Origin of the sequence: Vibrio rumoiensis (assembly GCF_002218045.2) — a bacterium.
Lineage (GTDB): Bacteria > Pseudomonadota > Gammaproteobacteria > Enterobacterales > Vibrionaceae > Vibrio > Vibrio rumoiensis.
The window spans coordinates 2,471,467-2,484,512 of sequence record NZ_AP018685.1; the positions used below are offsets into that span (position 1 = coordinate 2,471,467).

Annotated in this window: 10 protein-coding genes and 3 pseudogenes; 4 read left to right on the forward strand and 9 right to left on the reverse strand. The window is 39.2% G+C overall.

All coding sequences use genetic code 11. The features are described from left to right. Positions 1-51: 51 nt before the first annotated feature. Positions 52-189 (reverse strand): annotated as a pseudogene (locus VRUMOI_RS19515) (HipA N-terminal domain-containing protein); the annotation flags it as partial. 373 nt (positions 190-562) lie between these two features. Here VRUMOI_RS19515 and VRUMOI_RS11275 point away from each other — a divergent pair. Both VRUMOI_RS11275 and VRUMOI_RS11280 read left to right on the forward strand, forming a co-directional pair. Beyond that, positions 563-1,912 carry a type II toxin-antitoxin system HipA family toxin gene (locus tag VRUMOI_RS11275; RefSeq protein ID WP_089139631.1) on the forward strand — a complete coding sequence of 450 codons (1,350 nt, stop codon included), beginning with the start codon at positions 563-565 and terminating at the stop codon, positions 1,910-1,912. Then, positions 1,909-2,397 (forward strand): helix-turn-helix transcriptional regulator, encoded by a 489-nt coding sequence (locus tag VRUMOI_RS11280; protein ID WP_089139630.1) that lies wholly within the window; start codon positions 1,909-1,911, stop codon positions 2,395-2,397. The genes VRUMOI_RS11275 and VRUMOI_RS11280 overlap by 4 nt, the downstream gene beginning before the upstream one ends. A 545-nt stretch (positions 2,398-2,942) precedes the next feature. On the opposite strand, the gene VRUMOI_RS11285 is transcribed toward VRUMOI_RS11280, so the two are convergent. From VRUMOI_RS11285 to VRUMOI_RS11295, 4 genes are all read right to left on the reverse strand, one after another. After that, the gene (locus tag VRUMOI_RS11285; protein ID WP_089139629.1) at positions 2,943-4,184 is read right to left on the reverse strand and encodes a type II toxin-antitoxin system HipA family toxin; all 1,242 of its coding nucleotides are present in this window, start codon (positions 4,182-4,184) and stop codon (positions 2,943-2,945) included. Between the two features lie 13 nt (positions 4,185-4,197). Continuing rightward, on the reverse strand, positions 4,198-4,515 hold the full coding sequence (locus VRUMOI_RS11290) for a helix-turn-helix domain-containing protein (protein ID WP_089139628.1): 318 nt from the start codon (positions 4,513-4,515) through the stop codon (positions 4,198-4,200). A gap of 515 nt (positions 4,516-5,030) precedes the next feature. Beyond that, entirely contained in the window at positions 5,031-5,186 is a 156-nt protein-coding gene (locus tag VRUMOI_RS19240) for a hypothetical protein (protein WP_162598369.1), read from the reverse strand. Between the two features lie 523 nt (positions 5,187-5,709). After that, positions 5,710-5,943 (reverse strand): hypothetical protein, encoded by a 234-nt coding sequence (locus VRUMOI_RS11295; protein ID WP_089139627.1) that lies wholly within the window; start codon positions 5,941-5,943, stop codon positions 5,710-5,712. A gap of 891 nt (positions 5,944-6,834) precedes the next feature. Here VRUMOI_RS11295 and VRUMOI_RS11305 point away from each other — a divergent pair. Then, positions 6,835-8,316: an RNA-guided endonuclease InsQ/TnpB family protein gene (locus VRUMOI_RS11305; protein WP_162598370.1), complete on the forward strand. Its 1,482-nt coding sequence runs from the start codon at positions 6,835-6,837 to the stop codon at positions 8,314-8,316. Position 8,317: 1 nt separating this feature from the next. Then, positions 8,318-9,705 (forward strand): annotated as a pseudogene (gene tnpC / locus VRUMOI_RS11310) (IS66 family transposase); the annotation flags it as partial. Positions 9,706-9,927: 222 nt separating this feature from the next. Here the strand turns inward: tnpC and VRUMOI_RS11315 are convergent. The 4 genes and pseudogenes from VRUMOI_RS11315 to speB all read right to left on the reverse strand — a co-directional run. After that, a pseudogene (locus VRUMOI_RS11315) lies at positions 9,928-10,683 on the reverse strand (amino acid ABC transporter ATP-binding protein); the annotation flags it as partial. Next, positions 10,680-11,366: an amino acid ABC transporter permease gene (locus VRUMOI_RS11320; RefSeq protein WP_089139624.1), complete on the reverse strand. Its 687-nt coding sequence runs from the start codon at positions 11,364-11,366 to the stop codon at positions 10,680-10,682. The gene VRUMOI_RS11320 and the pseudogene VRUMOI_RS11315, both read right to left, overlap by 4 nt. 10 nt (positions 11,367-11,376) lie before the next feature. Further along, positions 11,377-12,027: an amino acid ABC transporter permease gene (locus tag VRUMOI_RS11325; RefSeq protein ID WP_089139623.1), complete on the reverse strand. Its 651-nt coding sequence runs from the start codon at positions 12,025-12,027 to the stop codon at positions 11,377-11,379. Beyond that, positions 12,020-12,985: an agmatinase gene (gene speB / locus VRUMOI_RS11330; protein ID WP_089139622.1), complete on the reverse strand. Its 966-nt coding sequence runs from the start codon at positions 12,983-12,985 to the stop codon at positions 12,020-12,022. Before speB ends, VRUMOI_RS11325 begins: the two co-directional genes overlap by 8 nt. Positions 12,986-13,046 lie beyond the last annotated feature (61 nt).

Sequence of the window (13,046 nt, forward strand, 5' to 3'; positions counted from 1 at the left end):
TGAAGTTATTCGAACCTTGTTGAGAGGCTCTTTTTTAAAAGGATATTCAGGAGGAAGTAAAGTGATCGCACCAACACTATCCTTACCAACTTCTTTTAGGAGATCAAATGGTTGCTTTGAGGGGGTATTATACCGTGCAACGATTATATCTCTAACTTGAAGGCTATCAGGTAAGAGATTATCAATAAACTATAACGTTTAAACTGATGGATGTTTAAACGTAGGAACTTTGAAACCAATGAGGGCGAGATGAGCTGTAGAGAAAGTCATTGCTGACGATAGTACCTCATTCATTTCGAACCTCAAGGCTTATTGCGATGGCTGTTCAAGAAGCAATGGATTGTGCAATTATTATCAATTGTAACAAGTGCCCTGAAGTGAACTTAGAACGTTCGTATATAGATAGTTGAAGACTAAAGTATACTAAAAAAGAAATTTATCGGTTTTTAGAAATTGAAAATCCGAGTTACCAACCAAGATATAATGACAACTTTAAGTTACACAGCTTGATGAAACTGAACTTTATGAGTAGTATGATACACATAATAATTTAGAGGTTGTTATGGAATCACTAACGATACAAGCCTACATACTCGGAATATGGTCTGATATTGCACAAATTACTTTCCCTAAAAGTGATCAAGGTAATTTCGTCACGACAGAGATTCACTATCAAAAAGAGTATGCACTCGCTCACTTCGAGAAAGATGACATGCATGCCGTTTCAATTAATTACCCAGTTAATTTCTTCTTTGATGATATGGGCCGTTCGGGTTGGTTGAGATTTCTTGACGACATTATGCCAAGCGGTGCAAGTCGAGGTTTTTGGGTCAAACAGCTTGATATTGAAGATCTCTCTATTGAACAGCAAAATTTCATTCTGTTGAAATATGGCACTATCTCCCCTGTCGGTAACCTGAGAATAAAAGAATCTTTACCTATGCGAACTGAAAAATCAGATTCGCTCTTGTTTGCAATTAGTGATGTTATCGACCGAGCCAGTGATTTCTTAGATTATGCCCAAGAAAGAGGAGCAGCGGCTGGCGGTGCAACCGGTGCTGGTGGTGAAGCACCCAAATTATTACTACGTTGTTCTAACGACGGTAAAATCTGGATTGATAGTTTTCAAGACGATATAACAAATCAAGATTTACACTATTTAGTAAAATATCCTAGAGGTGCTCGGGGGCAAATAGACTGCAATATTTTACGCGCTGAATTTTATTATTACCATGAACTAACAAACCTAGGCATCGATACCATTCCTATTGAATCTATGCGCTTAGAAGAAGGTACAAATTACCCCTCTCTTTGGCTACCAAGATTCGATATCTATATTGATAAAGAGCGGAATATTCAGCGCTATTCTATGGAATCTGTTTACTCCATTTTGAATAAAGGGCCTGGCAGCCTTCTCGACCATGAAGAAACTATTCGGGAGCTGATTTGTAAAATCATGAATAGTCATATGGTTACCGAGCAGGGATTTCAATTTGATGTTCAAGGTTTTGTCATTGAATGGGTAAAGCGAGACTTGCTCAATATTCTATTTGGTAATAGTGACAATCATGGAAGAAACACCTCCTTCATTAAAGGCGACGGTTATATCAAACTCGCTCCAATTTATGACTTTGCACCAATGAAAGCCGACCCTGATGGCATACCAAGAACAACCAAATGGAAATCACCATTAGAAGTCGGTGGTGAATATGATTTTGATGGTATAGCAAGTTCATTATCAGATTTAGTCTCTAAAGAAACCTTATTAAGTGAACTTAAAGAAGTAGCTAAAAACTGCCTTACTTTAAAAGAAAGGTTAGAAGAAAGTGGCGTACCAAAGCAAATTTTAGATATGCCAGCCATTGGCATGGATTTCATTACTATAAAATTGAAAAAATGGGGGCTGGTATGAGTACTAACAAAAAAAATATCGATGGTTCAAGTGATTCGTCAGTAGAATCAGCACATGAGGCTATAGCTCGACTTCGCTCAAGAAATCAACGTTTAAAAACGATAGAGCAGCTACAATCCCCCATTAATAGCTCAATTGAGTACGTTGAAACAGAGAAAAAGAGAGCGTCTAAACACGCACCATCAATACCTGCATCAGAAAGGCAGTACAAAATAAGTGAAGTTATTCGAACCTTATTAATGGGTGAGCTAACACAAGGACAAGCCCTTAAAGAGCTTCGGATCAATGTATTAGGTGTCAAACAAGATACATTCGCCAAAATGGTTGGTGTTTCAAGAAAAACCATATCTGAGATAGAGAACGACCGTGGAGTTTTTAAAACAGATATTCTTGATAAAGCGTTTAAGCCCTTCGGACTAAAAGTAGGGTTAATACCAGTTTCGAATAGCTTATTGAATTCCGTATTAAGTAATCATAATGAATGATATTGAGAATGTAATACTTCGAATCAAATTGTTATTGGCCTTCCGGTAGCTCTACTTGGTTTATATGTTTTGAATAGACGATCTGGGTCAATCGCTGAGCGATCATTCTATGCTGAGTTATGATGTGAGAATATATCTGGATCCTCGTTAATGTTTGCAGAGCCTGACCAACCTTCTAACCATGGCTTTGTTTCTTAAATCAGGGAACTAATGCTTAAAGCTACGAGCAGATCAGATCATCTAAGTTCACTCACATACTTAGATCAATGCCAAAGCCTCGCTACAGAACAACTAACTGGGAACAATATAAACAAGTGTTTGGCGTGGTCGAGGCTTATTGAGTTTCGTGAAGGGCGATAGTTTCGTTAGGGAATTATATTAAACAGCTTCGCAATAATTCCTAATGTTAAGAAAATTCTAAAAGTTGCAACCTCCGACATGTCGGACTTTCTTTATTGGGGGCAAACAATGTATATTTAACGCTTACGGTTGCTCTGTAGTTAACAAACGTCTTCATTTTTGTGGCTTGTAGAACTACATAAGGTCTATGGCACTTGAAAACAACCCCTGAGTAGATCCCGTTCCCCTTTCCCTATTCCTGCTTTTTTTGCCAGTTCTTCCCATCGTGAAACGGCAGTGGCTACTTTTTGATAAATATCATGAGCTTTCTTAGCGTCCAATTGAAAGTATTCTGCGACTTCAAAGGCTAGTTCAACCTCAAGAGCATTGCTCACTTCATCGATGTTTAGGTGCAAACCTGTAGCATTCGGGGTAGGGTTAATGTCATACGCTGGCGATAATCGCCAACCTGCCGTATCAAAAATGAAACCGTGGTTACGTAGATGATCGTCGCTATTGGAAACCATAATATTGAATAGCATACGTACCCAAAGCTGCTCTAGGTCTTCTTGTGTATTTGAGCCGTTCTGGGTAAGGAATTCAGCTAGTTCTAGATAGCTTGCACCGTCATCATTACCGTCAAAATAAGACAATTGCGTCATTGCAGAAGTGAAATGAAGCCTTTTACCATCACCTTCACGGTCAAACCGCTTGGTAAGAAAAATATGGTGATGCGAACCAATGCTTTCTACCTTTGATTCTGCCATATTAATCCCAGCATCGAGAGCCATTTGGTAAACAACAAATTCCCATAGCCCTATGTCATAATCATCATAACGGCTTGGGAATTTAGCCAACCAAAGGGTGTTGTCAACATCTCTCACGGATGCTTTCGGGCGAGCGCCACCTAGTGATGAACCTGGAGAGATAAGCATGTTAAGCCATTTGAGATAATCTGGGTTATCAAACTCAGGTTTATCCTCCACACCATTTGCTGCTTGCTGCAGTTCAGTCAGTGATATCATCGCTGGCGCGGCCAAGTCTTCATTTTCATCAAGGAATGGGCCGTCATGCGAGGTACGGAAGCGTAGAGCGCCCATACGAAACGAGTCATGCACACCCAATAGATAGTCTGTTTCAAACAGTTTGTTTGCTCTACGTTTTTCGTGACGTGCTATCACCGCTTCTCTGCGCTGCATCAGTAATCGGCCCCAGCGATCAGGGCATGAATCCAGAAAGACTTTGAAGTTTCTGTCATCTCCTGAGTGCTGCTCCCCCACGTACAATTGAAGCGCTGGATCGATTTGGTATATGTACTTGGAAGCCAGCCACTCCTCGGCGTAATTAAAGCTAAAATGTTCCTTACCGCGAATTACAGAAGACCGTAACATACCTACAAGCATAGGTTCGCCTGTATCAATCCAACCAGCGTAGACGTAGATTTCCATTCGTTAGCAGTCCTTATCGTTTTCTTTGTAATAGCTCTATATCTTGAAGCTTCCTACCAAGCTCATCATCAAGTGCTACCTTGCCTAGATCCGCTAATAGGTCAAGTACAGCAAGCACATTAACATAGTGGCCGATAGACACTGAAGGATCACCTTTAGCTATTTTCCTCAGTGTAGGCTTGGAAATACCAGTCCTCTTGTGCATCATGTCTTGGGTTATTCCTCGGCGCATCATAGCCAACGTTATGTTCTCGCCCAAGTCATGTAGGATTTTCAGATTCTTCGGGAACACTACCGCCCCGCGCTTAGTCTGAGTGTTTTTGATGATCATATTGAAACTACACTTTCACTTTATGTATTTTAATGAAATTATAGTTTCATAATTGAGATTGGGTCAATGATATTTTCGACAAATTGAGACTAGAAAACAGGATAGGCATAATATTTAAAAAGGAAACTGCGATTTCATTTAAATGGCACTTTATGAAACCGCAGTTTCATTTATACTTTTACTGACAGTGTTTATATCTCACTCTTGTTAGTAGGTTTTAGAAATTCGTATTTTCGCCTTGCGTGTAAATTGTTGGCAAAGCATTTGCTGTATTTATGTAGTTCTTACCATCTTGGGATACGTATGGAAAAGGTGTGTAATAAATATAAAACCCATCAGGTAATACTTTCGGGATGCCGCTTATCACGACATCAAATACCCCCTTATCCCCTACTGTTCGGGCAATTAATGATGGTAAAGGTGCGGTAACTAATGTTGTGTATAATGTTGAAATTTCAGTACCATATCCATACGTATATGCTTCAACTAACTTTCCATCAAGTAGAACTTTACGTTCAGTGAGTGAGTAAGTCTGTAGTAACAGATTCAGATTGAATATTTAGCCCATTTCTTATCCATTGGCCGTCAATTTGAACTAAAAAGGTTTCCCACGTTGGCTTATTTTTGAATGCCTGCTCTACTTTAACTTCACCGTACTTCTTAAGGTTCATAACAACCTCGAATCAACGAGGCTGTTAGACCAAACAATCCCAAGCTTTATACACCGATCGCGCGGCCAAAAACATAGCAATGTAGTGACCAAATTCACTATGCCACTTCACATATCCCTTAGTAGGGACTACGTCTATATTATCCTCACTAAGGTATTAAAGTGAGACTATCCGCTTTTAGGTATATTTAATTTATTAGCCGAGTAATACGTGGATTTTTCTGTTGTAGAGTAAAGGCCGTTCACAACCTCAATGCATCTTTAATTAACACCCTACAAATCCACACTTTAATAAAAACTTAGGTGATTTCTTACATAGCCTTTTTGCATGGTTCTGGACTTAAATTTGTCAGTGCTTTCAGAATAAATAACAGATTCCAATTCCATGAATATAATAATATACTACTGTCGCTTGCTATGAGAAACGCGGCTTCGGCCCCACTCGTAGACAAATGAATTCAAATAGCCCTTTCTCTTCCGCTCATAGAGTATTGATTGCAGGTAGCACGTAATAGAGCCACTAGCTATAGTGGCTTTTGTCGTTTCTGGTATTCGTCTTGTTCACCCTTATCAAATTCAATTCGGGAAGAGTCAAAAACATCGGGTCGTTCAACTAGAAAATCGCTATCTGCCTTATCCGCATCTTCCGAATAAGTCCCCCAACTTTTTTCACTTGCAATAGAGAGTTCATCAGTGTGTGCAGTATGGCTTATTAAGCCTTCTAAAAGGTCTTTTTCTGACAACCGTTTTTTGCTCATAATTTACCTCTCGACTCAAAAGTGACTTTAGATAATTTATAGCATAATGATTAGCTATAAATTAGCCCTGAAATAAGGTATGGGGGGCAAAAACCATGTTAGTAAGAAAATCCCAATTCAAATCTGAGGGATAATTATTTAGACCTCTACGCAATACCCTGAATATAACCCTTAGCACTACCAACCGCATGTTTGAAGCCATTAGTACCGACAGCTGCCCAACTTGTTTTTGACATATCGCTTCTTTGCCCCACTTTGAAATTTGATAGGGCAATCAAATTAACAATGCAATATATTGCTAGTAATCACTTAAAAATAACCTATTTGATTCTTCTGCTATCATTAATTTGAGTGCGGGTGTCATTGGTGCTTACCTTACCACCCTTGTACTCAGGGTGCGGGTGTCATTGATGCTTACCTTACCACCCTTGTACTCGAGGATGCCGGACTCGTTACCTTTGTAATAGTTAACATCCTCTGGTCTAAAAGTCGTAACTCGAAACGCCAATCCGCAGTGCGAGGCGGCATAGGACGTAATCCGCAGAGTTGATACCCAATAAAATGCATATTATTTAAAAGCCTTTTTCCAATCATAAATTTAACTCATTGTTTTTAGTTGGTTTTTATTCTTATCAAAAATAAAAGGTAAAAATAACAATTTGTAACTAACCTTATGATTATAAAGAAAATAACGTCTTTTATGTTCAGTGTGCTATCGGGTGTGTGGCTAGTAAGTCTTGAGAGTGGAGCTGCTTTTCGCAGTATAGGTGTGCTATCGGGTGTGTGGCTAGTAAGTGATCAGCAAATGGGTCATCTTGACGCGCTGCGTGTGCTATCGGGTGTGTGGCTAGTAAGGTTACCCGGTTAACCTTGTAAATGGAGGTATTTAAAATGCCCAAAACTAGACCGCCAAAAGGAAAGAATGTATGTATTAAAACCTACCGATTTGAACTGCATAACCTTTCTAACAAAAAGAAAAAAACATTACTCCAAACTTTTAAACAATCTGAAATGGCGTATTACAAAGTGCTGTCGAATTGTGAACAAGACGCCAAAGCTTTACTTAAAATGGAAAGTAAAGTAGAACGTAAGAAGGGGCTGATAAACATCAGAAAGAAGTTGCAATCCCTTGTTAGGCCCCTACCATTTGGTTCTGCGTTAAAGGCCTCTACAATTGAATCCGTTTTAGCTCAGGTTAGTTCGTACGTGGAGCTTACACTTTCTGGCCAAGAGGCATCCTTCCACACAACACTCCCTGATATTATTGACTATAACCACTGGCTCAATGAGTTATGCCTATCATCCGATGAAGAAATCGAAACCGAAGCCCGTAATAATCTGACCTCTCTGCGTAACCCTAGACATCGGCCTCTGACGTTTGAAAAATACCGAATCTCTGATGGGTTTATGATAAACAGAGATGACAAAGGTAGATTGTTCGCCTTTCTTAACCTCTGGAGTGCGAAAGATAAGCGAGCAGAGCCGTTGGAATTGGATATGATAGATACCAGAGAAAATAAAAGAGTTAAATGCAAAACATCTACAGGTATGCTCGTACCTTTATCCTGCTCGCCGACCCAATTGAACGCACTAGAGCAAGGTCAAGCTAAAGTAGCCAAGTTAATAGCAACAGCCGACGAACGATTCTTTTTAATGGTTAGTGTTACCTTCTATATAAAAAAACGCAGCCCTGAGACTGTTATGGGGATCGATCGTGGTATTAAAGAAATTGCGGCTTATTCAGTTAGAGATCCGATATCGGGGGCTATCATTTTTACCGGATCATGCACAGGTAAGCACCTTAAAAAACACCAGCAGATCTATGAGGAAAAGCAGAAAAACAATCAAAAATTAGGAAAACGGTTTATCGATGCCTATTCTAATTACACCATTAACTTAATGCATCATCTCGCCAACGAAATTACCGACATTGCAGATAAGTACAATTGCCAAGTTGTGTTAGAGGACTTGTCTAACCTAAAAAACAACCCGAAAATGAAACGGAAACCTTTTACGAAGAGAAATAATTATTCTCGCATCCTATCTCGTCAACAATATGGGCGACTTGAAACGCTCCTGAAATATAAATTGGCAATGAAGGGCCTCCCTGAGCCGAAGTTTGTTAATGCCGCATACACGAGTCAGTGCTGCCCTGCCTGTGGCCATACAGATAAAAATAACCGACATGATCGTTCTTTTTCATGTACAAACTCAATATGTCAGTATCAAGAGCATGCCGACATAGTTGGGGCGAACAATATTGCAGGTAAACACATTCATTTTAAACACATCAAAAGTTTGATCGTTAAAGGAGAGAAATTACCTCATGATCTGAAATATAATCATTGGATAAAGGATAACCTTAGACTTTAATGAGCAACTTAACTTAAATAAATCGAAACGTTTTTCGTCCCAAAGCGAAAAAATCGCCAAAGGCACATTCAATGAAGCTGAGCAGCAAAATACCCTTCCTAAAACCAAGCCAAAGCATCATAAAAAAGGTCGAAAACCTCTCCCTAAGGAGCTTGATAGAGAAGTGATTCAACATCAGTTGAATACGCCTTATTGTGGCTGCTGTGACGCTCCTTTGCATGAATGTGGCAAAGAAGTCTCAGAAGAACTCAAAATTATTCCTCAAAAAGTCACTGTGATCCGCCATGAACGCACTAAGTACGCATGTCGACAATGTGAAAAGACTCAAACTAGTAGCAAAATCATTACGGCGCCAAAACCCGCGAGTATGATCCCCAAAAGTATCGGCAGCGCCGATGCTTTTGCCGCCATCGTAACAGCAAAATATGTGGATGCCTTACCGCTTTATCGTCAAGTTGACATCCTTAATCGTTCCGGTATCGATATTAGCCGCAGCACACTGGCTAATTGGTGCATTCAGCTTGGCAGCAAAAGCCAAATGATCATTGATGCTATGAAACATAAGCTACTACAAGAAGGGATCATTTGTGCAGATGAAACTACGGTTCAAGTGCTACGAGAAGAAGACCGTGCCGCTCAATTAAAATCTTATATGTGGGTGTATCGAAGTGGTGAGTTTACCGACTCTCCGGTTGTTATCTACGATTACCAACCAAGCCGTGCCGCCGCCTGTGCTAAAGATTTTTTAGGGCATTATAATGGTTACTTATTAAGTGATGGTTATGCCGCTTATGACAGCTTAGAGCATGTCACTCAAGCGGCTTGCCTTGCTCATGTAAGACGAAAATTCACAGATGCGCAGAAAGCGAGACCAAGCAAAAGGCAGGAAAAATAGAGAAGGCACTGAATTTTATCGCTAAGCTCTACAAAATAGAAAAAGAGACCAAAACCTTATCCCGCAGTGATCGGCAAGCTGTCAGAGAAGAGAATGCACAACCTATTTGGGAGGAGTTTCACCAATGGTTGCTTCAAGCTCAAAGTACCGCTTTACCAAAAAGTGCGATAGGAAAGGCGATCAACTATACGTTAAATCAATGGCCAAAACTCCTCACTTATATGAAAGATGGAGATATCAGTATTGATAAGAACGTAACCGAGCGTGATATCCGTCCGTTTACAACGGGACGGAAAAACTGGATGTTTTCAACATCAGTAGGAGGTGCCAAAGCGAGCGCCAATTTATACAGTCTAGTAATGACTTGCCGGGCAAATGATATTAACCCTTATTATTACTTACAACATCTCTTTACTGAGCTACCGAAGCGTCAGCCTACCGATGATCTTACCGATTTAATGCCTTGGAACGTCAATATCAGTGAAGCCGAATAAGGCTTCACCGGTTAATTGCGCGTTTACGAGTAAACTTATCAGCCAGTAGAAAGGCCACTTCAATTGAAATGACCTTTTTCTTATAAATTTATTCACAATCATATATATCTGCTTTCTATAAGTATGAAAGTAAAAAATAATGACTTTATTTTATAATACTTGTAACGGTTCAACCGTTGTCTCTAACACTGGCATCGAACTATTACGACTGCCCCATGTACGTAAAAATGTTTTCAATTTTTCTGAACACGGTTTTGAAAATAGTTCGCTAGGCGGACCTTGTTCTTCAACCTTTCCATCGGCTAAAAAGATGATCTTATCTGAGACTTGGGCGGCAAAACTCATTTCATGTGTCACGATCACCATAGTCATACCTTCTTTCGATAACTCGGTGATCACTTTTAGTACCTCTCCAACTAACTCCGGATCTAAAGCTGATGTAGGCTCATCAAACAACATAATTTTGGGTTCCGTAGCCAGAGCCCTAGCAATAGCAACTCGCTGTTGCTGCCCACCAGATAACTGATTCGGGTAATAATCCTGCTTCTCTAACATCCCCACTTTATCTAACATTTTTCTTGCCAACTCTTCGGCTTTTTCTTTCTGCATTTTTTTGACAAGAAGTAATGATTTAGTAACGTTCTTTAAAACCGTTAAATGAGGCCATAAATTAAAATGTTGAAAAACCATACAAACATCGGATAAATCCCTTTGAACAAATTTAGGTGATGCTAATAAATAATTGCCTTGGCTATCCGTCCCATACCCAATTAATTTTCCATTAACTCTCACTTCACCTTCATTATACTGCTCAAGAAAATTCATGCATCGCAGTGTTGTACTTTTTCCAGAACCAGAGCCACCAATAATACATACAACTTCACTTCGGTTAACACTAAAACTGATCCCTTTAAGAACTTCGTTTTCACCAAAACGTTTTCTCATATCGACAAGTTCAATAATTGGCTTTGATTTCATGCGAATGCCCTCTCTTGCTTATTTTGATTTACACTTAAGTATTTAGTTGTTTTGGTTTCAATCCATTGCCCAAACTTACCGACACAATACGTGATCGTCCAATAAGCTAATGCGAGTAATATATAAGGTTCTACAACACTAAATGTTTCTGTTGCCATCTTAACTGCTGCAGTCGTGATCTCTGGGACAGTGATAATTGATAAGATAGCTGACTCTTTAATTAAAATGATCGATTGGTTGGTGATAGGCGGAATAATCAACCCCAACATTTGTGGTAATTGAATATGGATCAACATCTGAAATTTAGAAAGACCTAAATCATATGCTGATTCAATCTGTCCTTTTAGAATACTATTAAATCCCGCTCTATAGATTTCAGAAAAATAAGCAGATACATAAAATCCCATACCTAAAATACCTACTTCTACAGCTTCTAGGTTCAAGCCAAACATAGGCCCACCGTAATACAATAAATAAACTTGTACTAATAATGGTGTACCTCGAAAAATCGTAATATAAGCATGATAAATATAACGTAAAATCACATAACGAGAATTGGAAATTTGGTAAATAAAAACACCAATCACAAGCCCAATAATTAAAGCTACCAAGCAACTATAAACCGTCACTTTTAGTCCTAAGAGTAACAGTGGTAAATAGTGAAGAATAAGTTCAATATCCATTAAAATTTCCTTATAAGTTCAATAACTTACATTCAATTTTTTTGCCGATAAAACTCACTAAAACCGTCAGCAATAAATATAAAATGCCTGCAGCCATGAAGAACTCTAACGGACGGTAGGTCGTAGATGAATAAGTTTGAGCAATACGCATTAAATCTACTACTGCAATCGTTGATATCAACGCTGAGTTTTTAATAATATCAATGGTTTCATTGACCAGGGCAGGCAAGGTCATTTTTATAACTTGTGGTAACTGTATGTGCCAATAGGTTTGATTTTGAGTAAGCCCACACGTCCAGCATGCTTCAAGTTGTCCTTTTGGGAGCCCTCTAAATCCACCTCTCAATATTTCTGCTTGGAATGCACCGGTATTCATACTTAATGCCATGACTGCAGCAATTACAGAAGGAATAAAAATGTCGATTAATGGCAAAAAATAAAAAATAATTGCAAGTTGCACCAACAAAGGGGTCCCACGGAAAAAGCTAATGTAAATCCGAGTCATCCCCCTTAAAGCAGACGACTGAGCATTCCTTAAAGAGCACAATCCCAATCCTAAGAAAAAACCCATAAATATAGACAATAAAGAGACCCATAATGTTGTAAATAGCCCCTCTAACAATGGTTTGTAATAAGGAAAAACAACCATAATATCAAACATAGACATCCTCATGATTATAGTGATGTATATACCCTATTAAATTAATCAATAACTGGGCTGCTAATGTTGCTGTTACCTCTGCAGGGTCATAGGCAGGAGCTACTTCGCACAAATCAACACCAACAATCGTATTTTGTTGGCATACCTTTTCTAATAACTCTTGGATTTCATAATAAAGAAATCCACCATGACTCGGAGTACCAGTCCCTGGCGCAATCGACGGATCAAATCCATCAATATCAATAGTGATATATACTTTTTTTCCTTTAGGGATGGTTTCTAATATTGCTTCCAGCCCAACCTTTCGACACTGTTGAACGGACAAGATAGTAGATCCGGCTTCTACTGCATCAATATAATCACTTGAACTTGAAGAGGACGTATTTCGAATACCGAGTTGAGTTAGCCCCGTAATATGACCCATCTCGCTCGCTCGACGCATACAGTTACCATGACCATACTTAACACCATGTCGTTCATCGACAAAGTCTAAGTGAGCATCAATTTGTAGAACATGGATATCAGAATATGAATCATAAGCGGCTAATGTAGCTGCTGTTATGGAGTGATCACCACCTAAAATCACAGGGATCGTCTTGCTTTGTAAGAGTGTTTCAATCGCTTTCGTTGCGTTATTTAATGACTGTTCACTATCGGTATGGATCATGTCCACGTCACCGACATCTACAATTTTGACCTGCTCTGACGGTAGAAATAGCGTTTTCCGTTCATGGTCATACGCTCCATTATGCCCAAATGAAAATAATGTTGATGCCTGACGAATTGATCTTGGACCGAATCTCGCTCCCGAACGATATTGGCATCCCATATCAAATGGCACCCCAATAACCGCAAAATCTGCATCAATATTTTCATCACACTCTACAATTGGACGCTTTGCAAACGTACAGTGGCCAGTAAACGGTAAATTAAGTCGAGGTTGGTTTTTATAAGACATATTAATACTCACTACAAAGAAGAAAAAGATATGGTATGAAGGCAGTTATCGATGTTATCTG